Here is a 24,904-nt window from a genome sequence, read left to right as displayed (position 1 = left end):
CTCGTGGGCGGCCATCTGGCACCGGGGAAGGAGTGCCAGCGGACCGGGGAGCGGGAGGAGGCCGAGCGTCACGTACTCGTACGTGAGCCATCAGGCTACGGGCGTGGTCACAGTAAGCCGGGAGGCACCTCCTGGGACAACGCCGAAAAGGCGTCTTCCTGACCCGCCAGATAGTCCTCCCAGGCCACCGCGTCCCACACCTCGACCCGGGTGTTGGCGCCGATCACCGCGCAGTCGCGGCGCAGTCCGGCGTAGTCGCGCAGGGGCTGCGGGAGGGTGACCCGGCCCTGTTTGTCGGGAACCTCGTCGTGGGCGCCGGCGAAGAGCACGCGCATGTAGTCGCGCGCCGCCTTGGAGGTGAGGGGGGCCCGGCGGAGCTCCTCGGTGAGGGCCCGGAAGCCCTCGACCGGCCATACGTACAGGCAGCGCTCCTGGCCCTTGGTGATGACCAGACCGTCCGCGAACTGCTCGCGGAACTTCGCGGGCAGGACCAGCCGGCTCTTGTCGTCCAGCCGTGGCGCGTACGTCCCGAGGAACATCCGCACCTCCCGCACCAGGTTGGTCGACCCACTTCGCGCCACTTTACTCCACCGGCCCCCACGGTCAACGAAAAGCCTGCCCTGGCGCAGGCGCCCTCGTGGGCCCCGGCGTCCGAATCACCCGCACGGGCGAGCGCGCGCGACGCCTGTGGGTTACCTCACAGTGCACCGGTTTGACCGAGATTTGCCGGAGCTCACAGCAGGTCGGATGAGACCGCGCCCTCTACGGTCGTGTCATGTCGATAAACGCGCATCAGTCCGCGGTTCCCGCCGGCACCGGCACGGCGTCCGTCACCGACCGGCTGGTCGAGGCGAACCGGCGCTACGCGGAGCAGTTCCGCGACCCCGGCATGGACGCCCGCCCCGTGCTCCAGGTGGCCGTGGTCGCCTGCATGGACGCCCGCCTCGACCTGCACAAGGCGCTGGGCCTGGAGCTCGGCGACTGCCACACCATCCGCAATGCCGGCGGCGTGGTCACCGACGACACCATCCGCTCGCTGACCATCAGCCAGCGCGCCCTCGGCACCCGCTCGGTCGTGCTGATCCACCACACCGGCTGCGGCCTGGAGTCGCTGACCGAGGAGTTCCGCACGGAGCTGGAGGAGGAGGTGGGCCAGCGTCCGACGTGGGCGGTGGAGTCCTTCCGCGACGTCGACCAGGACGTGCGTCAGTCGATGCAGCGGGTCCGGACGTCCCCCTTCCTGACCCACACGGACGATGTGCGGGGATTTGTGTTCGACGTCCACTCCGGCCTGCTGCGCGAAATCACAAACGAGTAACGGAAGCGGAGTGACGCGGAGCATAGTTGAAGGAGAGAATGCTTCGTGTAACGGGGAGGGCCGGTCCAGGGATGACCGTGTCCCCAGGAACGGGCCGAGGAGAACCGGGTGACGACCTATGACGCGCGAGCGAGCCTCAGTGATCTGACTGCCACGGCGGACCGCGTACGCCGGTCGGTGGAGAACGTGATCGAGGGCAAGCCCGAGGTCGTACGGACTGCGCTGACGGTGCTGCTCGCCGAGGGACACCTGCTGATCGAGGATGTCCCCGGCGTCGGCAAGACGATGCTTTCCAAGGCGCTGGCCCGGTCGATCGACTGCTCGGTGCGGCGCATCCAGTTCACGCCGGACCTGCTGCCGTCGGACATCACCGGGGTCAGCGTCTTCGACCAGCAGCGCCGCGACTTCGAGTTCAAGCCGGGCGCGATCTTCGCCCAGATCGTCGTCGGCGACGAGATCAACCGCGCGTCGCCCAAGACGCAGTCGGCGCTGCTGGAGTCGATGGAGGAGCGGCAGGTCACCATCGACGGCAGCACCTACCCGCTGCCGAGCCCCTTCATGGTCATCGCCACCCAGAACCCGGTGGAGATGGAGGGCACCTATCCGCTGCCCGAGGCGCAGCGGGACCGCTTCATGGCCAGGGTCTCCATCGGCTACCCGAGCATGGAGGCCGAGCTGGAGATGCTCGACGTGCACGCGGGCGTCAGCCCGCTGGACGACCTGCAGCCGGTCGCCCACGCCCACGAGATCGTCAAACTGGTCGAAGCGGTACGGACGGTGCACGTGTCCGCGGCCGTGCGGCACTACGCGGTGAGCCTGGTCTCGGCCACCCGGGACCACGCGGACCTGAGGCTCGGCGCCTCCCCGCGCGCGACCCTGCACCTGGTGCGCGCGGCACGCGCGGCGGCGGCCCTGGACGGCCGGGACTACGTGCTCCCCGACGACGTCCAGTCGCTGGCGGCGGCCGTGCTGGCGCACCGTCTGCTGCCGACCGCGCAGGCCCAGTTGAACCGGCGCACGCCGGAGCAGGTCGTGGCGGAGATCGTGCAGCGCACGCCGGTCCCGGACCCGTACGGCAGCCGGTGAGCCGGACGACGGGCGGGGGCGCTGGAGGTGCCGCGTGACCGAGCGTGAAAGCGGCTTCCGGGCCGCACTGGGCGGCCTCACCACACGGGGCCGCTCGTTCCTCGCCGCGGGGATCGCGGCGGCCGTCTGCGCCTATGTCCTGGGGCAGCCGGACCTGCTGAAGGTCGGCCTGCTGCTGGCCGTGCTGCCGCTGGTCTGCGTGGCGGTCCTGTACCGCACCCGCTACCGCGTCGCGGGCAGCCGCCGGCTGTCGCCCTCGCGCGTGCCGGCGATGTCGGAGGCGCGGGTGCACCTGAGGGTGGACAACGTGTCGCGGCTCCCCACCGGGCTGCTGATGCTCCAGGACCGGGTGCCCTACGTGCTGGGGCCCCGGCCCCGCTTCATCCTGGACCGGGTGGAGCCCGGCGGGCACCGCGAGGTGTCCTACCGGGTCCGCTCCGACCTGCGCGGGCGCTACCCGCTGGGGCCGCTGCAGCTGCGGCTGACCGACCCCTTCGGCATGTGCGAGCTGACCCGCTCCTTCAGCGCGTACGACACGCTGACCGTGGTGCCCCGGGTGGAGCCGCTGCCGCCGGTCAAGCTCAAGGGCGACTCCTCCGGTTACGGGGAGAGCCGCACCCGGGCGCTGGCCCTGGCCGGTGAGGACGACGTGATCCCGCGCGGCTACCGGCACGGCGACGACCTGCGCCGGGTGCACTGGCGCTCGACCGCCAAGTACGGCGAACTCATGGTGCGGCGCGAAGAACAGCCGCACCGCGCCCGGTGCACGGTGCTGCTGGACACCCGGGCCGTGGCGTACTTCGGCGCCGGACCCGACTCGGCCTTCGAGTGGGCGGTGTCCGGGGCGGCGTCGGTGGCGATGCACATGCTGGAGCGCGGCTACTCCGTACGGCTGCTCACCGACACCGGCAGCACGGTGCCCGGGGCCGAGGGCTTCGGCGGCACCGACTCCTCGGACGCGGCCGGCGCCATGCTGGACACCCTGGCCGTGGTCGACCACTCGGACGGCGCCGGGCTCTCCCGTGCGCTCGACGTGCTGCGTACGGGCAGCGAGGGCCTGCTGGTGGCCTTCTTCGGGGACCTCGACGAGGAGCAGGCCGCGATGGCGGGACGCATGCGGCAGCGGGCGGGGGCGGCCGTCGCCTTCGTCCTGGACAGTGCGGCCTGGGGGGCCCTGGACGAGGACGGGGCTGCCCGGCCGCAGGTCGTGCGGCCGGGCGTCGACGGGGACGCGGCCGAGGACGCCTCGGCACGGGCCGTGCGGATGCTGCACGAGGCGGGCTGGACGGTGCTCCCGGCCGCCGCGGGCGACGGGCTGCCCGAACTGTGGCAGCGCGCCGACCGGCACCGGTCGCGCGAGGAGGCGGGGACGCGATGATGAGCGGACGGGGACGGCTCGCGCTCTGCGCGGCGGCGGCGACACTGATGACCACCTGCTCGCTGCTGCCGCTGGCGACGCCGAACTCGTGGATCCTCCAGGCCGTCTTCCTGGTGCTGCTGCAGACCGGCGTGGGCGCGCTCACCCGGCGGGTGCCGCTGGCCCGGCCGCTGACGGTGCTGGCCCAGGCGGTGACCTCACTGCTGGTGCTGACCTTGATGTTCGCCAGCGAGCAGGCCCTGTTCGGGTTCCTGCCCGGGCCCGCCGCCTACACCCAGTTCGGCAACCTGCTGACGGCCGCGATGCAGGACGTGACCCAGTTCGCCATCCCGGCGCCGGTCACCCCGGGCATCCGGCTGCTGCTGCTCGGCGGGGTGCTGCTGATCGGACTGGCCGTGGACGCGCTGGCGGTGACGTACGGCAGCGCGGCCCCGGCCGGGCTGCCGCTGCTCGCCCTGTACTCGATCGCTGCGGGGCTGGCCGGGGGCGACGGCACCCGCTGGCCGTACTTCCTGCTGGCCGCCGTCGGCTACCTGCTGCTCCTGCTGGCCGAGGGCCGCGACCGGATCTCCCGCTGGGGGCGGGTCTTCGGCGGCGTCGGATCCGGGGCGCGCGCCGGCTACGGAGGGCCGACCGGGGCGGTGGCACCGGTGCGGACCGGGCGCCGCGTCGGGGCGATGGCGCTCGGCATCACCCTGGTGGCCTCGTGGGCGCTGCCCGCCACGGGCGCGGGGCTGCTGCCGACCGGGGGCTCCGGCACCGGCAACGGGCGCGGCGGCGGCACGATCTCCGCGGTCAATCCCGTGGTCGCGCTCCAGGACAACCTGAACCAGTCCGACGACCGGGTGGTGCTCCGCTACCGGACGAACGCCGTCTCCAACGCCGACATGTACCTGCGGATCGTGGCGCTCGACCGCTTCACCGGCGACAAGTGGGAGCCCGCCCAGCGCTCCCTCACCGGCGTGCCCAAGGTGCTGCCCGGCCCGCAGGGGCTCGGCCCCGACGTGAAGGCCACGGAGGTCGCCACCTCGGTCGCGGCGGACAAGAGCTACGTCCAGATGTGGCTGCCGCTGCCGTACCCGGCCACCCAGGTGAAGGTGGACGGGCGCTGGCGCTACGAGCCCACCGGCCGCACCGTCATCGGCGACCGGGGGCAGACCACCTCCGACACCCAGTACCAGGTCAGCAGCCTGGAACTGGAGCCGACCGCTCAGCAGCTGGCGAGCGCGCCGCCGGCCGACGCCGAGCTGCGGGACGAGTACACCAAGGTGCCGGATTCGCTGCCCAAGGTGGTGGCGCAGACGGCACTGGACGTCACCAAGGACGCCGGCAACGACTACGAGCGGGCCCTCGCGCTGCAGCGGTGGTTCACCTCGGGCGCCTTCTCGTACGACACCTCGGTGCGCTCCGGCACCGGCGTGCAGGCGATCACCCGCTTCCTGCGCAACAAGGAAGGGTTCTGCATCCACTTCGCCTTCACCATGGCGGCGATGGCGCGGACCCTCGGCATCCCGGCGCGGGTGGCGGTCGGCTTCACGCCCGGCACCGCCGAGTCGGACGGCGCGTACGCGGTGGGGCTGAAGGACGCGCACGCCTGGCCCGAGCTGTACTTCGAGGGTGTCGGCTGGACGCGGTTCGAGCCCACGCCCACCCGTGGCACCCTGCCGGGCTACACCCAGGAGGCGACCACCCCCGACACCGGGCCCGCGGCGCCGGACACCCCGGAGCAGTCGGCGGGGGCCGGGGCGAGCACCGGCCCGACCGTCTCCCCGGCCTGCGTGGGCAAGGACGCCCAGCTCGGCAACTGCGACCCCCTGGGGCAGGCCTCGGGCGCCGGCGGGGATGACGAGAGTCTGTGGCCGGGGGTCCTCCTCGACTGGGCGCTGCTCTTCCTCCTCTGGGCCTTGGTGCCGCTGGTGGTGCTCGTCCTGCTGCTGCCGCTGCTCTGGCGGCGCAGGCAGCGCTTCCAGCGGCTGCGCGGCGGACACGACGCTGCGGCCCTGGCCGCGTGGCTGGAGCTGACCGGGCGCGCCCCTGGCGTGGCGGTGGACGGCGGGGACGGGCAGGACGGGGCCCCGCGGGCGCCGACCCCCGGCGAGCTGGACGCCATGGGCGCCCAGGACGGTGCCCGGACCCTGGCAGCCTGGCTCGAGCTGATCGACACCGCCTGGGACTACGGTCTGCGGCCCGACGAGTCCGAGACCCCGCGCAGGGTCGCGGGGCGCCTCGTCCGCGACGGCGGCCTGGAGGGGCCCTCGGCCGAGGCCGCGCAGCGTCTGGCGACCGTGGTGGAGCAGGCCCTGTTCTCGCCCCGCCCGCCGACCACAACGGGCTCGGCGAAGGACGTCCAGCTGGTGCGGGAGGGACTGCGCAGGAACGCGGACACCATGACGCGGATCCGTGCCGTACTGCTCCCCCGCTCCACGGTGCGGGTCGTATGGCGGTCCGCGGAGCGCTGGTCGGCGGCCTCTGCCCGTGTCTCGGCCCGGCTGCGCGGTGTGGGCGACGCCGTGATGCGGCCGCTGCGGCAGCGCCGGACCTCCTGAGGGACCCGGGGGCCGGCCGCCGGGTGGCCGGCCCCGTTCCGAGCGCGTACCCGGGAGACACCGGCCCTGCGCGGTGCGCATCCGGTCCGCCGCACGCCGCATCACCTGACCCGGATCGCGCTGCCCCGCACGGCGACGGCCGGGCGGCATGACGAAGGGGCGGGGTTCCGACCGGAACCCCGCCCCTTCGTCTTCGTCCGTGTGTCAGTGGCCCTGTTCGTCCCGGCGCCGCTGCCAGCGCTCTTCGATACGGTCCATCATCTTGCGCCGCGGCTGGTTGCGGCGGCCGCGTCCGGCGGCACCCTGCTGGGGGTGCTCCGCGGGCGCGGCCGCCGCACCCGGTTTGGCGGCACGACGCCAGCCGGTGACGGCGAGAACGGCACAGCCGAGCATCACGAGGAAGCCCACGACGCTGATCCAGGGCTGCTGGGCGATCATGCCGCTCATGAGCAGCCCGATGCCCACCAGGAAGCCCGCCACAGCCAGGTAGACGCGCCGCCTGGTGTAGGTGCGCAGCCCGCTTCCCTCAAGCGCCGACGCGAACTTGGGATCTTCGGCGTACAGCGCTCGCTCCATCTGCTCGAGCATGCGCTGCTCGTGCTCCGAGAGCGGCACGGAGTCCTCCTCCTCGTCGGTCGCGGGGGGAGCGACCAGTACGACCCTTCCAGGATAGGCAGGGAATCGCCCCCGTGAAACCCGCCCCACTACGCCAATCCGACGGGGGGTGTTTTCCCCGTCGAACGCCACGTCATGCCAGCATACGGCCCTGAACCGGGAATCGGGGGGCGTGTGACGGACTCCTCCCGCTGGGTGACCGGAAGCGGCAGGGGCAACCGCCCCCCGCCGCGGGTCAGCCGCGCTCGGCCAGCACGTGCAGCTGGGTCGCCACGGCGTGGAAGGCGGGCTGCTCCGCGGCGGCCAGTTCCAGCCTCAGCAGGGCGTCCATCGCGCCCGGTTCGGTGTCCACCAGGACACCGGGGACCAGGTCGGCGAAGACGCGGACGCCGTGCACCGAGCCGACCCGCAGCCCGGCGTCGGTGACCAGGGCGGTGAGCTCGTCGGCGGTGAAGCGCCGGGGCATCGGATCGCCCTCGCCCCAGCGGCCGTCGGGGTCGTCCAGGGTGTGCCGGGCCTCGCCGAAGTGACCGGCGAGCGCCCGGGCGAGCACCGCACCGTGGCGGCTGGCGGCGAGCAGGCTGAGGGCGCCGGAGGCGCGCAGGGTGCCCGCGGCGTTGCGCACGCCCTCGGCCGGGTCGTCCACGTACTCCAGGACGCCGTGGCAGAGCACGACGTCGTGGCTGCCGGCCGGCACGACGTCGAGCAGCCCGTGGGCATCGCCCTGCACCCCGCGGACACGATCGGTCACGCCTGCCTCCGCCGCACGGCGTTCGAGGGCGAAGAGGGCGTCGGGGCTGGGGTCGACCACGGTCACCCGGTGGCCCAGACTGGCCACGGGCACCGCGAAGTTGCCGGTGCCGCCACCGGTGTCGAGCACGTCGAGGACGTCCCGTCCGGCGGCCTTGGCCTGCCGGTCCAGCGCGTCGCGCAGGACCTCCCAGACCACGGCGGTACGCAGGGCTGCGCGGGGCCGCAGCGGTTCGGCCCCTCCTGGACGGGACATGCGGACGGCTCCTCGCGGACGGGCGGGGCTGGGGACCGGTCGGCCCAGCCTGGGACCCACTCTAGTGGGCTGCCGCCCGGCGGCCGATCAAGCGGGACGGCCGGTCTGCGGCCGGTCCAGCACGGGTTGCAGCGCCAGCATGCGCTCCACGAGCCGCAGGAACATCTCCGTCGCGCGGAGGAGGTCGTCGGCCTCGCGGGCGCTGACCGCGCCCTGGATGCCGGCCTCGGCGCGCGCCCGCTGACCGGCGCCCGCCTCGAACAGGGCGCTCCACTCGGCCAGTTCGGGCGCGACCTCGGGCAGCACCTCCCAGGCGCTGCGTATCCGCTGCCGGCGCCGCCTGGTCGGTTCGGGGCGGCCGCGTACGGCGAGGACGGCGGCAGCGGTGCGCAGGGCGGCCAAGTGGGCAGTGGCGAAGCGGTCGTTGGGGATCTCCAGGACGGCGGCCTCGTCGAGCCCCCGCCGGGCCTGGACGAGCAGGTCGAGGGCGGCCGCGGGGGCGGTGGCCCTGCGCAGCACGGGGTGGACGTCGGCGGCACTGCCGCCGGCGACGGCGCCGCTGCGGACTGACGCGGTCATCACATACCTCCTGTCTTCGCATGACGTGTCCGACACTTCCCTGCCTTCACCACTCATCGTGAAGCACACCTCTGACAATCAGGCTGACCTGCGCAAACGCCCGCCGCGACCGGACAACGTCCCTGGATTCACGGTCCCGTGGGCCCGTAGGGTAGGGTTTTTGCACTGACTGGTCAGTTCAAAGAAAGGGGCGGCCGCGTGATCACCGCGGAGGGGTTCGGGCTCAAGGGGCCCCGGGGCCGGGTGTTCCGGGACGTCACCTTCACCGCGCCGGCGGGCAGTCTGATAGCCGTCGAGGGCGCCTCCGGCTCGGGCCGGACCTGCCTGCTGCTGTCGCTGACCGGGCGCATGCGCGCCACGGAGGGCCGGGCCGAGGTGGCCGGGCTCCGGCTGCCCGGGCAGCTCGCCGCGGTCCGCCGGGTCGCCGCACTCGGCCCGGTCGCCGGGGTCTCGGAACTCGACCCCGCCCTCACCGTCGGCGAGCACCTTCGGGAACGCGTGCTGCTGCAGAGGCGGTTCGGCGGCCCGCTGCGCGAACTGCTGCGGCGGCCCGGCGGAACCGGCGGGGCGCGCGTCGACGAGGCGCTGGCGACGGCCGGGCTGGACCTGTCGGCGCTGCCCAAGGCCGAACGCACCGCCGCCCGGGACCTGGAACGGCTCGAGGCCCTGCGCCTGGGCACCGCCCTCGCGCTGCTGGCCCGCCCCGAAGTGCTGGCGGTGGACGACACCGACCACAAACTGGCCCCGGCCGAACGCGAACGGGCCTGGGCCATGCTGCGCGGCGTCGCCGCGAACGGCACGACCGTGCTGGCCGTGTGCACCGAGGCGCCGCAGGGCGCCGTGGTGGTGCGTACCCAGCCGCCCGCCGCGGACGGCGAGGCGACCGGGGGAGCCGCCGCGGAGAGCGGCGCCGGGCACGGCACCGGGCACGACGAGGACACCACCGACGAGGAGGGGGCGGCCGATGCGCACGCCGCGGCTGGCAGCGCTTGAGCTGAGGAAGTTCGGCAGGGGGCGGCTGCCACGCGCGGCCATGGTGTCGCTGCTGCTCCTGCCGCTGCTCTACGGCGCCCTGTACCTGTGGTCGTTCTGGGACCCCTACGGGCGGCTGGACAAGATCCCCGTCGCCCTGGTGAACGCCGACGAGGGCACCACCGTGGACGGGCGGCGGCTCGCCGCGGGTGACTCCATCGTGGACGGCCTGCGCGACAGCGACACCTTCGACTGGCACGAGACCGACGCCGCCGGGGCCGCCAAGGGTGTCGAGGACGGCGCCTACTACCTGTCGCTCACCATCCCGCGGGACTTCAGCGCGCGCGTCGCGTCGAGTTCAGGCGACCGGCCGCGCACCGGCGCGCTCCAGGTGCGCACCAACGACGCCAACAACTACATCGTCGGGCAGATCTCCCGAACGGTCTTCTCCGAGGTGCGGTCCGCCGCCTCCACCAAGGCTTCGAGAAACTTCTACGACCGGATCTTCGTGGCCTTCTCCGACCTCCACGACGAGACGGTCAAGGCCGCCGACGGGGCCGACGACGTCACCAAGGGCGCGGGCACCGCCCGTACCGGCTCCAAGCGGCTCGGCGACGGCATCTCCACAGCCGAGGACGGGGCACGGCAGCTCGCCGGCGGCCTGCACACGGCCAAGGAGGGCAGCGGTTCGCTCGCCGGCGGGCTGGGGGCGCTCGACACCGGCGCGGGCCAGGTCGCCGCGGGAACCCAGGCACTGGCCGACAAGGTCAACGGCGCTTCGGACGAACTGACCTTCGTCAGGCAGCACGTCAAGGAGATCAACGCGGTGGCGCGGGTCGTCGCCCGGGGTGCGCAGGCCGCCCGCGACGGCATCGACGATCTACCGCGGCAGTCGGCGCGGGCGGCCCGGGACGCGGAGGCGGCCTCCTCCGCGATCCACGACGTCTTCACCGAGCAGTGCCCCCTGGGCGCGGTCACCCCGCAGTGCCGGACGTTGAAGCAGGGCGTCGACGCCGCCGCCGACGTGGCGGCCGTAGCCCGCCGTCTCGACACCTATGTGCAGGGGCACTCAGCCGCCCTCGACGAGCTCGGCGACGACCTCGGCACGCTGCACTCGGCGGCCGTGGAGCTGTCCGACCCGGCGCTCGCCACGAAGCTGCAGAACGCCGTCGACGGCGTCAACCGGCTCAACGAAGGCGCCCACACGGTGGCCAAGGGCCTGCGGACGGCCTCGGCCGGCGCGGGGGCCCTGGACGCCGGGCTCCGCGAACTGGCCTCGGGGGCCGACACCCTGGCGGGCGGGATGTACCGGCTGTCGGACGGCAGCAACCGGCTCACGACCGGCCTGACCCGGCTCACCGACGGCAGCGGGCAGCTCGCCGTCGGACTGCACGACGGCGCGTCCCGGATCCCCGACTACGACGGCGAGGAGCGCGCCGGCCGCACCGAGGTGATGGCCGACCCGGTCCGGCTCGCCGCGCAGTCGCTGCACAAGGCGCCCAACTACGGGACGGGCTTCGCCCCCTACTTCATCCCGCTGTCGCTGTGGGTCGGCGCAATGGTCGCGTACATGCTGCTGCCGCCGCTCAGCAGGCGCGCCATGGCCGCGGGCGCCCCCGCCCTGCGGATCGCACTCGCCGGATGGCTGCCGGTGGTGGCCATCGGGGTTCTGCAGACGCTGGCCCTGATGGCGGTGCTGCACTGGGCGATCGGCCTGCAGATGGTGCGGGCGGCCGGGACGGTCGGTTTCCTGGTGCTGGTGACCGCCTGCTTCGCCGCCATCGTGCAGTGGCTCAACGCCCGCTTCGGACCGGCGGGGCGCGTGCTGGTCCTGGCGCTGCTCATGCTGCAGCTCACCTCGGCGGGCGGCACCTACCCGGTTCAGACCAGCCCGGACTTCTTCAACGCGATCCACCCCTTCCTGCCGATGACCTACGTCGTCGAGGGGCTGCGTCACCTCGTCTCGGGCGGCGGGCTCGGCCCGGTGTGGCGGGCGGTCCTCGTGCTGCTCGCCTTCACCGCGGGCGCGCTGGCGCTCACCGCGGTGTCGGCCCGCCGCAAGCAGGTGTGGACGGTGGACCGGCTGCATCCGGAGCTGTCCCTGTGAGGGCGCGCCGCCGAGGGCGCCCGGACCGTAGAGAATCGTCGTCATGAACAGTGCACGACGGCAGGCCACCCGGCAGAGGCTCTTCCAGGCCGCGGTCACGCTCATCGCCGAGCAGGGCTTCTCCGCCACCACGGTCGACCAGATCGCCGAGCGCGCCGGGGTGGCCAAGGGCACCGTCTATTACAACTTCGCCAGCAAGAACGAGCTCTTCGAGGAGCTGCTGCGGCACGGCGTCGGCCTGCTGACGGCCTCCCTGCGGGAGGCGGGCGCCGGCGTCACCGCGCGCGGCGGCGGTCACGTGGACGCCATCGACGCGATGATCCGGGCCGGGCTCGCCTTCATCGCCGAGTACCCGTCCTTCACGCAGCTGTACGTGGCCGAGCTGTGGCGGACCAACCGCGCCTGGCAGGACACGCTCATGGTGCTGCGCAAGGAGGCGGTCGCCGTCGTGGAGCAGACGCTGCGCGACGCGGTGGCGGCGGGCGAGCTCTCCGAGGAGATCGACGTGCCGCTCACGGCGGCCGCGCTTTTCGGGATGGTGCTCGTCGCGGCGCTGGACTGGCTGTCCTTCCAGCCCGAGCGGTCGATCGACGACGTGCACGCGGCCCTGTCACGGCTGCTGCAGGGACGGGTCGCGGGGCACGCCCGCGCCTGAGCCCCGCACGGCGGCGCGCGCCCCGGCGCGGCCCGATCCCCCGTCGGGCCGTTCCGGGACGGCGCTCCCCCGCGCACCCCCGTTCCGGCCGGGCGCCGCGCCGTTCCGCCGCCCCGTGTCGGCGGTGCCGGTGCCGTGCCCTTCCGTTGCCTCCACCTTGGCGTCCCGGCCGGTCCGCGCTCATCCGTGCGGGTACTCAACCGGGGATCTGAGTACAGGTACTCATTACCGAGTCGTATCGCTCAATGGCAGCGGTGGTTTTCCAGGGGTTCGGTAGCATCACGGCCCATGTCGGTACTTCCGCTCGTGTTCACCAGCGGCTGGGCGAGCGGGATCAACGCCTACGCCGTGATCTTCCTCCTGGGCCTGATGGGCGTCACGGGCGTCAGCGACGAGGTGCCGCCGGCGCTGGAGCGCACCGACGTGCTGGTCGCCGCGGGGATCCTGTTCCTCTGTGAGGCGGTCGCGGACAAGATCCCCTACGTGGACACCACGTGGGACGCCGTGCACACGGCTGTCCGGCCGGTCGCCGGCGGCGTGGTGGCGGCCCTGCTGGCCGGTCAGGACGGCTCCCTGCCGCAGCTGGCGGCGGGCGCGGTCGGCGGGACGACGGCGCTGCTGAGCCATCTGGTGAAGGCCGGGCTGCGGCTGGGCGTCAACACCTCGCCGGAGCCCGCGAGCAACATCGTGATCAGCCTGGCCGAGGACGTCGGCGTCGCCGCGATCATCGTCTTCGCGCTCTTCCACCCGGTGGCCGCGGCGTGCATCGCGGCGGTGCTGCTGGTGCTGGGCATCGTCCTGGTGTTCTTCATACTGTCGCGGATCCGCCGTGCCTGGCAGCGCTGGAAGGCCCGCAGGGAACGACGCAAGGCCGGTCGCGGCGTTGTCGGTGGCTGGGGTTAGAGTCCCCCTCATGGCACGGATTGCGGTGATCGGCGCGGGGATGGGCGCCATGGCGGCCGCCGCCCGGCTCGCCACCGGCGGGCACCGGGTGGCGGTCTACGAACGCGCCGGGACCCACGGGGGCGCGGTGCGGCGGCTGGAGCGCGCGGGGTTCGGGTTCGACACCGGCCCCGGCCTGCTGCACCTGCCCGCGGTCTACCGCGACCTGTTCCTCAAGACCGGCAGGGAGAGCCTGGAGGACAGCGTCACCCTCGGCCAGGTCGACCCGGCGAGCCACCACCTCTTCGCCGACGGCACGTCCGTGTCACTGCCCAACGCGTCGCGCGGCGGGGTCGTCGCCGCCCTGGACGCGGCACTCGGCAGCGGGGCGGGCGAGCGCTGGAGCGAACTGCTGGTGCGGGCCCGGGAGGTCTGGGACGCCACACGCCGGCCCCTGCTGGAGGACGCGCTCGCGGGCGATCCGTCCGCGCTCGGCCGCGATCCGTATCCGGCGCCTCCCGTGCGCCGCGGACTGTTCCGGCGCGGCGCGCCCACCCTGGCCGACGTCGCCCGGCGTGAGCTGGAGGATCCGCGGCTCGCCGCGCTGCTCGGCTCGTACGCCCTGGCGTACGGCTTCGACCCGCGCAACGCGCCCGCGAGCGCCGCCGTGCTGCCGTACCTGGAGCAGACCTTCGGCAGCTGGTACGTGCGCGGCGGCATGCGGGCGCTGGCCGACGCCGTGCACGCGCGGTGCGTTGCCCGGAGGGTGGAGTTCCACTTCGGGACCGGGGTGGCGGGGATCGTGGAGAAGGACGGCCGCGCGGCCGGTCTCGAACTCGACGACGGCACAAGGGTGGAGGCCGACACCGTGGTCGCCGGCGTCGCCCCGTGGCTGCTGCCCCCGCTGCTCTCGCGCGGCGCCGGGGAAGCCCGGCAGGCCGACCGGTTGTGGGAAGGCACCGGCCCCGGTCCCCGCTGCGAGGGCCCCGGGCGCCTCACGGTCTGCCTGGCGCTGCGCGGGGCCCGGCCCTCGGATGCCGTGCACCGTACGGTCGTCCACTCGGCGGACCCGGAGGCCGAGGCGGCCGCCCTGGCGCGCGGGGAGTTCTACGACCGCCCGACGGTCACCGTGCTGCGCCCCGACGACGAGACCCTGCGGCCCGACGGTGCCTCGGAGTCGGTCACGCTCGGCGTCACGGTCCCGCCCCACGGCCCCTCCGGAGTGGACTGGCGGGCGCCGGGTCCGGCCGAGCGCGCCGCGGACGCGGCGCAGGCGGCCGCGGCGGCGGTGCTGCCCGGTCTGACGGACCGCCTGCTGTGGCGGGCCGTGCACACACCCGCCGACACCGAGGAGGAGACCGGCACTCCGGGCGGCCGGCTCCCCCGCCCGGCCCTGGCCGGCGCGGAAGGGGCGCATCTGCACCCCGGCAACCGGCTGCTCGTCCCCGGCCTGTACCTGGTGGGCGGCTGGTCCCACCCCGGTGGCGGCCTCGCCCACACCGGTATGTCGGGTGCCATCGCCGCCGACCTCATAGCGGGCGGTCCGGGCGGCAGTCGCTGAGGGAGCCTCCGGCTCCCGGGCGCCGGTCGTGCCCTCTGCGGTGACCGGGCTGCCGGGCCGCGTCCTGGGGGCCGCGGGCCTCGACCGCCCCCGGCACCCGGCACGGAGTTCACCCTCGACGCGTGGCCGCAGGAGCTGCCGGAGGCGACGGCCCGTCGCCGCCTCGGACGTGGAGATCCTCGGCGACGCCGGGCTGCCGGACTTCCGGGCCGGAGCGGGCCGGCTTCGGCCGACGGGCCCGCCCTGGGAGCTAGTTGTAGCGGTAGGGGTCGTACTGGTCGTACTGTCCCTGGCCCTGCTGCCCCTGCTGCTGGCCCTGCTGGTCGTAGGTGTTCTGCTGCTGCGGGACGTAGGGCTGCTGCTCTCCGCCCTGCTGCGGCACCCACACACCGCCCGCCGGGGTGTCGTAGCCGTACTGCTGCTGAGGAACGCCCTGGCCCTGGGTCTGGCCCTGGTACGGGTCCTGGTAGCCGCCCGCGTAGTTGCCGTAGGCCGTCTGCTGCTGCTCCCAGCCGCCGGTCTGCTGCTGCTGTCCGTAGGCGTCGTACGAGGCGGCGGCGGGCTGCTGTTGCTGCTGGCCGCCGTTCCAGTCGCCGTAGCCGGTGGTGGCGTCGTAGTTCTGGTAACCGGCACCGGCGTAGGGGTCCTGGGCGTAGTTCGGCTGCCCGTTGTTGTTGTACATCGGGTACTCGCCGCTGTCCTCGTGCATGGGCATGGGCTGGTAGACCTGCGTGGAGTCCATCCCGGCGGGTGCCGCGGCGGCCTGGCCGGCGGTGGCGTAGCTGTCGTAGGACTGCCCGACGCCCGCGCCGGCGGGGGCTTCGTTGCCGGGCTCCTCGTACGGCGTCGACAGGGCTTCGGCCGGAGCCTCCTCGCGGTCCGCGCCCCGCCCGCGGCGGCCGGCGGCACGGCGCGGGAGCGGCGGCGCCTCCTCGTCGTCCTCGTCGTCGGCGCCTTCCTTGGGCGACCGCAGCGCCCAGCCCTCGACGAAGCCGCGGCGGTAGGAGAGCGTGACGAAGGTCTGGCCGGCGCCGAAGGCGAGCGCACCCACCACGATGACGAGGACCGAGGGCAGGTAGACGCCCAGGACGACACCGAGGAACCCCGCGAAGGCCAGCAGCCGCCACCTCAACCGCGCCTTGTACTGCAGGAGCACTTCACCGAGCAGCCACAGCGCGACCACCCCGAAGGCGATGTAGAGCACTGTGTAGGCCATGAGCGCACTTCCTCACCGTTCACCGTCGTCGGCCCACAGGGGCAGCGGGTCCGCCCTCACGACCTCTGGTGCAGTCCCAGATTCTCGTAGATTTCCAACGACGCCGTGGAGTGATTAAGGGTAATGAAGTGCAGCCCCGGGATGTCCTCGGCCATCAGCCGCCCGCACATCTCCGTCGCGTACTCGACCCCGATCGCCCGCACCGCGGCCGGATCGTCCTTGACCGCGAGGATACGGTCCGCGAGCTCCTGCGGGAAAGGCGCGTTGCCGAGCTGGGCGAAGCGCTCGATCTGCCGCACGTTCGTGACCGGCATGATCTCGGGGATGATCGGGGTCTCGCAGCCCGCCTTCCCGACCCGGTCACGCAGCCGCAGGTAGTCCTCGGCGTTGAAGAACATCTGGGTGATGGCGTAGTCCGCGCCCGACCGGCACTTCTCGATGAAGTGACGCGTATCACTCTCCCAGTCGGTCGAGCGGGGGTGCATCTCGGTGAAGGCGGCGACGCCCACGCAGAAGTCGCCCGACTCCTTGATGAGACGCACCAGTTCGTAGGCGTAGTCGACACCCTCCGGGTGCCGCAGCCACTCCCCCATGGGGTCGCCGGGCGGGTCGCCGCGCAGCGCGAGCATGTTGCGGATGCCCGCGTCCGCGTACTGGCCGATGATGTTGCGCAGCTCGGCGACGGAGTGGTTCACCGCCGTCAGATGGGCCACCGGGGTCAGGGTGGTGTCGGAGGCGATGCGCTCGGTCGCCCGGACGGTGCCGGAGCGGGACGTGCCGCCCGCGCCGTAGGTGACGGAGACGAAGGTGGGACCCACGGCCTCGATGCGGCGGATGGCGTTCCACAGCGTCCGCTCGCCCTTCTCGGTCCTCGGCGCCATGAACTCGAAGGAGTACGAGCGCTCGCCGGAGGCCAGCAGCTCACGAATGGTGACCGCGTGATCGGTCCTGGTGGAGGCGGTTCCGAGGGCCATGCGCCTCAGGCTATCGGCGCGACCTGGACCGTCCCAACAGGCGACGCCCAAATGTTCACCCCTTGGACATCCCGCGCTCGCAACGCGAGACGACTGCGCACCGCACAGCCCGGCAGCCGGCCCCCGTACGACCGGCGCGGGCCCCCGCCCGGACCTCGCTCAGCCGTCGTACGAGCGCACCCGCTTGGCCAGCTCGGCCGCCGCGGCACCCGGGTCGTCCGCCTCCGTCACGGCCCGTACGACCACGATCCGGCGGGCCCCGGCGTCGAGCACCTGCTCCACGTTGGACAGGTCGATCCCGCCGATCGCGAACCACGGCCGGTCCGTGCCCAGGCCCGCCGCGTAGCGGACCAGGCCGAGGCCGGGCGCGGGCCGGCCGGGCTTGGTCGGGGTGGGCCACACCGGCCCGGTGCAGAAGTAGTCCGCACCGGGCTCCTCGGCGGCCGCGGCCGCCTCGGCCTCGGAGTGGCAGGAGCGCCCGATGACCACCTCGACGCCGAGGATCGCGCGGGCGGCCGGCACGGGCAGGTCGCCCTGGCCCAGGTGCAGGACGTCCGCCCCGGCGGCGTGCGCCACGTCGGCGCGGTCGTTCACCGCGAGCAGCCTGCCGTGCCGTCCGCACTCCTCCGAGAGGACCGCGAGGTACTCCAGCTCCTCGCGGGCCTCCAGGCCCTTGTCGCGCAGCTGGATCACGTCCACCCCGGAGGCCAGCACGGCGTCCGCGAACGCCGCGAACTCCGCCAGGCCGCCGTGGCGCTTGCGCGCGTCCGTGCACAGGTAGAGCCGGGCGTCGGCGAGCTGGGCGCGGGCGCTGCCGCTCGTGCGGGTGCTCGTGCTGCTGCTCGTGCTCGTACCGGTGCTCATGCGGGCGGTCCCCCTGGGATGGCTGCGGCGGTGGCGGGTCGTACGGTCAGACGGCGAGCGCCTGCGCGCGGCGCTTCACTTCGGTGCCGCGGTTCTCACGCAGCGCCTGGACGGGGGTGCCGGGCAGGCTCTCGTCCGGGGTGAACAGCCACTCCAGGGCCTCTGCGTCACTGAACCCGTCGTCCTTGAGGACGGTGAGGGTGCCCGTGAGGCCCTTCACGATCTTCTCGTCGCCGATGAAGTCGGCGGGGACCATCAGCACCCGGTTCTCCCCGCGGCGCACGGCGATGAGCTGGCCCTCCTTGATGAGCTGGCGGACCCGGGTCACCTCCACGCCGAGGCGCTCGGCGACGTCGGGGACGTACAGCCAGGAGGGGACGAGGGAGTCAATCTTTGCGTCGATCTCGGTCACAGGACAAGCGTGCCATCCCGGACCGACACCATGGAACCGCTCACGCCACCCGTTGCTCCGTCCTGACGGGTCCGCTACGCCCCGCCGACGCCGCAGCGGCCCGTCCGGCACGGCCGGCACGGCCGGCGGCTCAGACGACCGCGGCCCGGAGCTGGACCGCCGGGTCGGCCGCCAGGGCCTCGTCCAGGTGGGCGCCGCGGGCGATGAGCTTGCGCGCCTGCGCCAGGTCACGGGGCCGCCCGACGGCGAACAGCGCGACCAGCTGGCCGTCTCGCAGCCACAGCACCGACCAGGCGGGCCCGTCCGGGTCACCGCGCAGCAGCATGGGGTCGGAGTCCACGTGGTGGCCGGCGTACTGCACGAACCGCCCGAACTGCTCCGACCAGAAGTAGGGCACGGGGTCGTAGGGTTCGTCGCCGCCCAGGATGTTCGCGGCGGCCGTGCGCGGCCCCTGCACCGCGTTGTCCCAGTGGTGGATCAGCAGCCGCTCCCCGTACCGCGCCGACGGGAAGGAGGCGCAGTCCCCCACGGCGTACACGTCCGGCACCGAGGTGCGCAGCCGGTCGTCGGCGAGGACGGAACGGTCCGGCCCCAACTCGACGCCGGAACCGGCCAGCCAGCCGGTGGCGGGCCGGGCGCCGATCCCGACGACGACCGCCTCGGCGGCGAGCACGCTGCCGTCGGCGAGGTGCACCGCGTTCGGCTCGACGGAGGAGACGACCGCGCCGGTGCGCAGCTCGACGCCCTCCTCCGCGTACCAGCCGCGCATCCGTTCGGCGATGCGGGCCGGAAGCACCCCGGCGAGCGGGCGGTCGGCGGCCTCCACGACGGTCACCTCACACCCGGCGTGACGTGCCGCGGTGGCGAACTCGGCGCCGATCCAGCCCGCGCCGACCACCACGACCCGGTGCCGGCCCTCCAGCACCGGGCGCAGCGCGGTGGCGTCGTCCAGGGTGCGCAGCACGTGCACGCCGGGCGTGCCCTCGCTGCCCGGGAGCATGACCGGCTCGGCGCCGCTGGCCAGGACGAGCTTGTCGTAGCCGACCGGCCCGCCGTCGGTCAGGACCTGCCGTTCGCCGGGGAGCAGGGCCCTCGCGTGCCGCCCGAGCAGAAGTTCGACGCCGATGCCCGCGAAGTCGACGTCCAGCGCCGGGCCCTCCTCGGCGCCGAAGAGCACGCCCTTGGACAGCGGCGGCCGGTCGTAAGGGGCGTGCGGCTCCGCGCCGATCAGCGTGATCGTCCCGCCCCACCCCTGTTCGCGCAGGGACACGGCGGTCTGCACTCCGGCCATCCCGGCCCCGACGACGACGACACGCTGCTCGCTGCTGCTGGTCACGCGATCACCGTAACGCCGCCGACCGCTCGCAGGCCGGTACCGGTGCCCTACTCGCCGCGGATGGTGCGTACTAAGGTGGTTCAGGAGTACTCGCGGGAGCCCGGCGCACCGGGCTGAGAGGGCGGCTGGAGCGGCCGCCGACCGTACGAACCTGATCCGGGTCATGCCGGCGAAGGGAGGAGCGGAACATCATGCGGCGTCATGACGTCGTCGTGATCGGCGGCGGGATCATCGGGTTGGTCACCGCGTGGCGGGCCGGCGGGCGCGGTCTGCGGACGGCGGTCACGGACCCCGAACCGGGCGGCGGGGCCGCCCAGGTGGCCGCGGGGATGCTGGCCCCGGTGACGGAGGTGCAGTACGGCGAGCAGGCGCTGCTGGAGCTCAACCTCGCGGCGGCGCGGCGCTATCCGTCCTTCGTGGCCGAGCTGGAGGAGACCACGGGGCTCGACGTCGGGTACCGCACCTGCGGCACCCTCGCCGTCGCCCTCGACGCGGACGACCGCGCGCAGCTGCGCGAACTCCACGCCTTCCAGCAGTCCTTGGGCCTGGCCTCGGAGCGGCTCGGCGGCCGCGAGTGCCGCCGGCTGGAGCCGATGCTCGCCCCCGGCGTGCATGGCGGGCTGCGGGTCGACGGCGACCACCAGGTCGACCCGCGACGGCTGGCCGCGGCGCTGGTGCGCGCCTGCGAGCTGTCCGGGGTGGAGTTCCGGCGGTCGCGGGTGGCCCGGGTGGAGGTCACGGGCGACCGCGCGCATGGGGTCGTCCTGGAGGACGGCAGCCGGGTCGCCGCCGGGCAGGTGGTGCTGGCGGCCGGCAGCCTCAGCGGCCGGATCGAGGGGCTGCCCGCACGGGTGCTGCCGCCCGTACGGCCGGTGAAGGGGCAGGTGCTGCGGCTGCGGGTGCCGCCGGCCTACGCGCCGTTCCTGTCGCGGACGGTACGGGCCGTGGTGCGCGGCGGCCACGTCTACCTGGTGCCGCGCGAGAACGGCGAACTGGTCGTCGGCGCGACCAGCGAGGAGATGGGCTGGGACACCACCGTCACCGCCGGCGGCGTGTACGAACTGCTGCGCGACGCCCACGAATTGCTCCCCGGCATCACCGAACTCCCGCTGACCGGGACGCAGGCGGGCCTGCGCCCCGGCACCCCCGACAACGCCCCGCTGCTCGGCCGCGGCGCGCTGGACGGACTGGTGCTCGCCACCGGGCACCACCGCAACGGTGTGCTGCTGACCCCGCTGACCGGCGACGTGATGGCCGAGGTCCTCACCGGTTCGGAGGTCCCCGCGCAGGCCCGGCCCTTCTCCCCCGACCGTTTCGCCCTCCAGGAGCAGCACGCATGACCGCGCCCCTCCTTCTGTCCGTCTCCGTCAACGGCGAGGCGCGGGAGGTCGCCGAGGGCGTCACCCTCGACCGCCTGGTCGCGACCCTGACGGCCGCCCCGTCCGGGGTGGCGGCCGCGCTCAACGAGACCGTCGTCCCCCGCGCGCAGTGGCCGGCGACCCCGCTCCGCCACGGCGACCGCGTCGAGGTCCTCACCGCAGTCCAGGGAGGCTGACCCCATGGCCGACGACCCGCTGACCATCGGCGGCACCGCCTTCGGCTCCCGGCTGATCATGGGCACGGGCGGTGCGCCCAGCCTGGAGATCATGGAGCAGGCGCTGCTCGCCTCCGGCACCGAACTGACCACGGTCGCGATGCGGCGGCTGGACCCGACGGTCAAGGGGTCCGTGCTGTCCGTGCTCGCCCGGCACGGCATCCGCGTGCTGCCGAACACCGCCGGTTGCTACACGGCGGGCGAGGCCGTGCTCACCGCCCGCCTGGCACGGGAGGCGCTGGGCACGGACTGGGTGAAGCTGGAGGTGATCGCCGACGAGCGCACCCTGCTGCCGGACCCGGTGGAGTTGCTGGACGCGGCGGAGACCCTGGTGGACGACGGTTTCACGGTGCTCCCGTACACGAACGACGACCCGGTGCTCGCCCGGAAGCTGGAGGACGTGGGCTGCGCGGCGATCATGCCGCTGGGCTCGCCCATCGGATCGGGGCTCGGCATCCGCAACCCGCACAACTTCGAGCTGATCGTCGAGCGGGCGACGGTGCCGGTGGTCCTGGACGCGGGGGCGGGCACGGCCTCGGACGCGGCCCTGGCGATGGAGCTGGGCTGCGCGGCCGTCATGCTGGCCTCCGCCGTCACCCGGGCGAGGGAACCGGTGCTCATGGCGGAGGCGATGCGGCACGCCGTCGAGGCCGGGCGCCTGGCGTACCGGGCGGGGCGCATCCCGCGCCGCCACCACGCGACCGCGTCCTCCCCCGGTGTGGGACTCGCCACGTTCGACCCGGAACGTCCCGCCTTCGGTAGCTCCTGACCGGCGGCCCGGCGCGCGGCCGCGACCTGCGCGGAACCCGCGCCGGGCCCCGCCGGACCGGGGCCGCGGCCGCCCGGGGCACCGCCCCGGCGCCGTGTCACGGGCCGGTCGCGGTACCGCACGGCTGGGGTACAACCTGGGCGCGTTAGCCCAGAAGGGTCATGTCGGCACCGTAAACTCCACCTTCGTGGACAGGACGCTTCAGGACCCGCTCGTCGGGCAGACGCTCGACGGCCGCTACCGGGTGGAGTCCCGGATCGCGGTCGGCGGCATGTCGACGGTGTACCGGGCGCTGGACACCCGCCTGGACCGGTGGCTGGCCCTGAAGGTCATGCACCCCGCCCTCTCCGCCGAGCCCGGCTTCGTGGAGCGCTTCATCCGCGAGGCCAAGACCGTCGCCCGCCTCGACCACCCCAATGTGGTGCAGGTCTACGACCAGGGCGCCGACGGCACCTACGTCTACCTGGCCATGGAGTACATCGCCGGCTGCACCCTCCGCGACGTGCTGCGCGACCGCGGCGCGCTGCCGCCGCGCGCCGCGCTGGACATCCTGGAGCCCGTGCTGGCGGCGCTCGGCGCGGCGCACCGGGCGGGGCTGGTGCACCGCGACATGAAGCCGGAGAACGTGCTGATCGGGGACGACGGCCGCGTCAAGGTGGCGGACTTCGGCCTGGTCAGGGTCGCGGGCACGCACACCAACACCTCCACCAGCGGCGTCCTCGGCACCGTCTCGTACATGGCGCCGGAGCAGGTCGAGAGCCACACGACCGACGAACGCACCGATGTGTACGCCTGCGGGGTGCTGCTCTACGAGATGCTGACCGGCGCCAAGCCGCACCGCGGCGGGACTCCGGTGCAGGTGATCTACCAACTGGTGAACGAGGACGTGCCCGCCCCGTCCGCCGCCTCCCCCGGGCTGCCGCCGCAGCTGGACGCACTGGTGGCCGAGGCGACCGCGCGCGTCGCCGCCCGGCGTCCGGCCGACGCCGCGGAGCTGCTGCGGCGGCTGCACGCGGTGCGCCAGGGCATGACGCCCGGGCAGCTGGACCTTGTGCCCCCGGCCGCACGCACCCCCGAGCCGGTCCCCGCCGCCGCGCCCGGTTCCGAGGAGCCGACGGCGGTGGTGCACCGCACCGCGCGCCTGGAGCTGCCGCCCGAGCCCACCCGGCAGCAGCCCCGCGCGGCCGCCCGGCCGGGGCCGCGGTCCCGGCGGCGTCCCGCGGCGATCGCGGTCGTGACGACCCTGCTGCTGATCCTCGGGGTCGGCGCGGGCATCTGGTACATCAACGACGGCCAGTTCACCAGGACCCCCGCCGTCGTCGGGCTGCCCCAGGCGCAGGCGGAACGGCAGCTGCGCGACGCCGGGCTGCGGGTCGAGGTCGTCGAGGCGTTCGACCCGACGATGACCAAGGGCAAGGTGGCCTCCACCGACCCGGGCACCGGCGAGCGCATCCGGGACAACGGCACGGTGACGATCACGGTGTCCAAGGGCCCGGAGCGGGTGAAGGTGCCCGGCGTCGTCGGCGAGGAACTGGCCGAGGCCAAGCGGCGCCTGAAGGCCGCGGGCCTGAGCCCGGGGACGGTGTCCCGGGAGTTCAGCGACGAGGTGCCGCGCGGCCGGGTGATCTCCACCGACCCCGGCTCGGGTGCCAGCCGCCGGCCGGACTCGGCCGTGTCACTGGTGGTGAGCAAGGGTGTGCCGGTCGACGCCCCGGACCTGGTCGGACAGCCTCTGGAGGACGCCCGCCGGCAGCTGGAGGACGCGGGGCTGCGGGTGAAGGTGGACCCGCGGCGGGTCTTCTCCGACCAGGCGGACGAGGGCGCGGTCGCCGCGCAGACACCCGGCGCGAACACACGGCTGGCGGCCGGGGACACGGTCACCCTGAAGGTCTCCAAGGGCCAGGAGATGGTCGACGTCCCGGACGTGGAAGGCTTGGACATCGACGAGGCGAAGGCGAAGCTGGAGGCCGCGGGCTTCGACGTCCGCGTGATCCAGTTCTTCTTCACCGGCCAGGTCAACAACCAGTCGCCGGCCGGCGGCACCGAGGCACCGAAGGGCAGCACGATCACACTGTGGGTGCGATAGCCACGACCGAGGGCGGCGCCGCCGCGCTCCGCAACCCCGTCGGCGGCCATGTCGCGGTGGCCGGCGGCCTGGCCGCCACCGGACTGGCGGAGGCCGCTCGGATGGGCGCCGAGGCCGTGCAGGTCTTCGTCGCCAACCCCCGCGGGTGGGCGACCCCGGCCGGCAGCCCGCGACAGGACGAGGAGTTCCGCGAGCGGTGCGCCGCGCAGGGGCTCCCCGCCTACGTCCACGCGCCCTACCTGATCAACTTCGGCTCGCACACCGCGGCGACCGTCGACCACTCGGTCGACTCGCTGCGCCACTCGCTGCGCCGGGGGCGGGCGATCGGCGCCCTGGGCGCCGTCGTGCACACCGGTTCGGCGACCGGCGGCCGTTCCCGGGCCACGGCACTGGGGCAGGTGCGGGAGCGGATGCTGCCGCTGCTGGAGGAGCTCACGCACGACGACGACCCGTGGCTGCTGCTGGAGCCGACCGCGGGGCAGGGGTTCTCACTCTGCTCGCTGGTGGAGGACCTGGGTCCGTACTTCGACGCCCTGGACCACCACCCGCGGCTGGGGGTCTGCCTGGACACCTGCCATGTGTTCGCGGCCGGGCACGACCTCGCGGCGGCCGGCGGGGTCAAGGCGACGCTGGACGAACTCGTGGCGACGGTCGGCGAGGGACGGCTGAAGCTGATCCACGCCAACGACTCCAAGGACGTCGTCGGCGCCCACAAGGACCGCCACGAGAACATCGGTGCAGGTCACATCGGTTCCGCCGCCTTCGAGGAACTCTTCCGGCACCCCGCGACGGAGGGCGTCCCGCTGATCGTGGAGACGCCGAACGGTGGCCCCAAGGGCACCGGGATGGCCACGGACGTGGCCGTGCTGAAGTCGCTGCGTCCGGCTTGAGCGGGCCCGATCCGACCGGCAGGGAATACCCCGGGGGGGTATATCGTTCTGAGGGAAG

Annotated in this window: 23 protein-coding genes and 1 riboswitch; of the genes, 14 read left to right on the top strand and 9 right to left on the bottom strand. The window is 73.9% G+C overall.

Annotated elements, in window-relative coordinates:
• Positions 1-107 precede the first annotated feature (107 nt).
• Positions 108-581, bottom strand: a complete 474-nt coding sequence (mraZ, locus tag ACFW3D_RS25210; protein ID WP_500507320.1) for a division/cell wall cluster transcriptional repressor MraZ — start codon at positions 579-581, stop codon at positions 108-110.
• Positions 582-775: 194 nt separating this feature from the next.
• On the opposite strand from mraZ, the gene ACFW3D_RS25205 reads away from it, so the two are divergent.
• The 4 genes from ACFW3D_RS25205 (at position 776) to ACFW3D_RS25190 (ending at position 6,328) form a co-directional block, all read left to right on the top strand.
• Positions 776-1,318: a beta-class carbonic anhydrase gene (locus ACFW3D_RS25205; protein ID WP_500507318.1), complete on the top strand. Its 543-nt coding sequence runs from the start codon at positions 776-778 to the stop codon at positions 1,316-1,318.
• A 108-nt stretch (positions 1,319-1,426) separates the two neighbouring features.
• Positions 1,427-2,404 carry an AAA family ATPase gene (locus ACFW3D_RS25200; RefSeq protein ID WP_500507316.1) on the top strand — a complete coding sequence of 326 codons (978 nt, stop codon included), beginning with the start codon at positions 1,427-1,429 and terminating at the stop codon, positions 2,402-2,404.
• Positions 2,405-2,438: 34 nt separating this feature from the next.
• Complete coding sequence (locus ACFW3D_RS25195; RefSeq protein ID WP_500507314.1) at positions 2,439-3,782, top strand: DUF58 domain-containing protein; 1,344 nt, start codon at positions 2,439-2,441, stop codon at positions 3,780-3,782.
• Positions 3,782-6,328: a transglutaminase TgpA family protein gene (locus ACFW3D_RS25190; protein WP_500507350.1), complete on the top strand. Its 2,547-nt coding sequence runs from the start codon at positions 3,782-3,784 to the stop codon at positions 6,326-6,328. The genes ACFW3D_RS25195 and ACFW3D_RS25190 overlap by 1 nt, the downstream gene beginning before the upstream one ends.
• Before the next feature lie 204 nt (positions 6,329-6,532).
• On the opposite strand, the gene ACFW3D_RS25185 is transcribed toward ACFW3D_RS25190, so the two are convergent.
• The 3 genes from ACFW3D_RS25185 to ACFW3D_RS25175 form a co-directional block, all read right to left on the bottom strand.
• Positions 6,533-6,943 (bottom strand): SCO2097 family morphological protein, encoded by a 411-nt coding sequence (locus tag ACFW3D_RS25185; RefSeq protein WP_500507312.1) that lies wholly within the window; start codon positions 6,941-6,943, stop codon positions 6,533-6,535.
• A gap of 235 nt (positions 6,944-7,178) precedes the next feature.
• Positions 7,179-7,949 carry a methyltransferase gene (locus ACFW3D_RS25180; protein WP_500507310.1) on the bottom strand — a complete coding sequence of 257 codons (771 nt, stop codon included), beginning with the start codon at positions 7,947-7,949 and terminating at the stop codon, positions 7,179-7,181.
• Between the two features lie 87 nt (positions 7,950-8,036).
• Positions 8,037-8,528 (bottom strand): SAV_6107 family HEPN domain-containing protein, encoded by a 492-nt coding sequence (locus tag ACFW3D_RS25175; RefSeq protein ID WP_500507308.1) that lies wholly within the window; start codon positions 8,526-8,528, stop codon positions 8,037-8,039.
• A 198-nt stretch (positions 8,529-8,726) separates the two neighbouring features.
• Here ACFW3D_RS25175 and ACFW3D_RS25170 point away from each other — a divergent pair, with 198 nt between their 5' ends.
• The 5 genes from ACFW3D_RS25170 (at position 8,727) to ACFW3D_RS25150 (ending at position 14,705) form a co-directional block, all read left to right on the top strand.
• Entirely contained in the window at positions 8,727-9,521 is a 795-nt protein-coding gene (locus tag ACFW3D_RS25170; RefSeq protein ID WP_500507306.1) for an ATP-binding cassette domain-containing protein, read from the top strand.
• Positions 9,493-11,607: a YhgE/Pip family protein gene (locus tag ACFW3D_RS25165; RefSeq protein WP_500507304.1), complete on the top strand. Its 2,115-nt coding sequence runs from the start codon at positions 9,493-9,495 to the stop codon at positions 11,605-11,607. Before ACFW3D_RS25170 ends, ACFW3D_RS25165 begins: the two co-directional genes overlap by 29 nt.
• A 43-nt stretch (positions 11,608-11,650) precedes the next feature.
• Complete coding sequence (locus ACFW3D_RS25160; RefSeq protein WP_500507302.1) at positions 11,651-12,262, top strand: TetR/AcrR family transcriptional regulator; 612 nt, start codon at positions 11,651-11,653, stop codon at positions 12,260-12,262.
• Positions 12,263-12,550: 288 nt separating this feature from the next.
• A complete protein-coding gene (locus tag ACFW3D_RS25155) occupies positions 12,551-13,165 on the top strand; it encodes a DUF4126 domain-containing protein (protein ID WP_500507300.1) in 615 nt (204 codons plus the stop codon).
• Between the two features lie 10 nt (positions 13,166-13,175).
• Entirely contained in the window at positions 13,176-14,705 is a 1,530-nt protein-coding gene (locus ACFW3D_RS25150; protein WP_500507298.1) for a phytoene desaturase family protein, read from the top strand.
• A 250-nt stretch (positions 14,706-14,955) separates the two neighbouring features.
• Here ACFW3D_RS25150 and ACFW3D_RS25145 read toward each other — a convergent pair whose 3' ends face one another.
• The 5 genes from ACFW3D_RS25145 to ACFW3D_RS25125 all read right to left on the bottom strand — a co-directional run bounded on the left by ACFW3D_RS25145 (position 14,956) and on the right by ACFW3D_RS25125 (position 19,507).
• Positions 14,956-15,921 (bottom strand): hypothetical protein, encoded by a 966-nt coding sequence (locus ACFW3D_RS25145; protein WP_500507296.1) that lies wholly within the window; start codon positions 15,919-15,921, stop codon positions 14,956-14,958.
• A gap of 56 nt (positions 15,922-15,977) precedes the next feature.
• A complete protein-coding gene (gene metF, locus ACFW3D_RS25140; RefSeq protein WP_500507294.1) occupies positions 15,978-16,895 on the bottom strand; it encodes a methylenetetrahydrofolate reductase [NAD(P)H] in 918 nt (305 codons plus the stop codon).
• 159 nt (positions 16,896-17,054) lie between these two features.
• Complete coding sequence (gene thiE, locus ACFW3D_RS25135) at positions 17,055-17,759, bottom strand: thiamine phosphate synthase (protein ID WP_500507292.1); 705 nt, start codon at positions 17,757-17,759, stop codon at positions 17,055-17,057.
• 46 nt (positions 17,760-17,805) lie between these two features.
• Complete coding sequence (locus tag ACFW3D_RS25130; protein WP_500507290.1) at positions 17,806-18,171, bottom strand: Rv2175c family DNA-binding protein; 366 nt, start codon at positions 18,169-18,171, stop codon at positions 17,806-17,808.
• Between the two features lie 130 nt (positions 18,172-18,301).
• A complete protein-coding gene (locus ACFW3D_RS25125) occupies positions 18,302-19,507 on the bottom strand; it encodes an NAD(P)/FAD-dependent oxidoreductase (RefSeq protein WP_500507288.1) in 1,206 nt (401 codons plus the stop codon).
• Between the two features lie 82 nt (positions 19,508-19,589).
• Positions 19,590-19,703, top strand: a riboswitch (TPP riboswitch).
• Between ACFW3D_RS25125 and thiO the strand changes: the two genes are divergently transcribed.
• The 5 genes from thiO to ACFW3D_RS25100 all read left to right on the top strand — a co-directional run bounded on the left by thiO (position 19,699) and on the right by ACFW3D_RS25100 (position 24,846).
• Positions 19,699-20,847, top strand: coding sequence for a glycine oxidase ThiO (thiO, locus tag ACFW3D_RS25120; protein WP_500507286.1), 1,149 nt, complete (start codon positions 19,699-19,701; stop codon positions 20,845-20,847). Its footprint overlaps the riboswitch before it by 5 nt.
• Positions 20,844-21,062 (top strand): sulfur carrier protein ThiS, encoded by a 219-nt coding sequence (thiS, locus tag ACFW3D_RS25115; protein WP_500507284.1) that lies wholly within the window; start codon positions 20,844-20,846, stop codon positions 21,060-21,062. The genes thiO and thiS overlap by 4 nt, the downstream gene beginning before the upstream one ends.
• Positions 21,063-21,066: 4 nt before the next feature.
• Positions 21,067-21,870, top strand: coding sequence for a thiazole synthase (locus ACFW3D_RS25110; RefSeq protein ID WP_500507282.1), 804 nt, complete (start codon positions 21,067-21,069; stop codon positions 21,868-21,870).
• Positions 21,871-22,057: 187 nt separating this feature from the next.
• Complete coding sequence (pknB, locus tag ACFW3D_RS25105) at positions 22,058-23,956, top strand: Stk1 family PASTA domain-containing Ser/Thr kinase (RefSeq protein ID WP_500507280.1); 1,899 nt, start codon at positions 22,058-22,060, stop codon at positions 23,954-23,956.
• Complete coding sequence (locus ACFW3D_RS25100; protein WP_500507278.1) at positions 23,944-24,846, top strand: deoxyribonuclease IV; 903 nt, start codon at positions 23,944-23,946, stop codon at positions 24,844-24,846. The genes pknB and ACFW3D_RS25100 overlap by 13 nt, the downstream gene beginning before the upstream one ends.
• Positions 24,847-24,904: the final 58 nt, after the last annotated feature.

The sequence above is a fragment of the Streptomyces sp. NPDC058864 genome (genome assembly GCF_042742985.1).
Taxonomy (GTDB): domain Bacteria; phylum Actinomycetota; class Actinomycetes; order Streptomycetales; family Streptomycetaceae; genus Actinacidiphila.
This window is presented reverse-complemented; position numbering and strand designations above follow the sequence as displayed.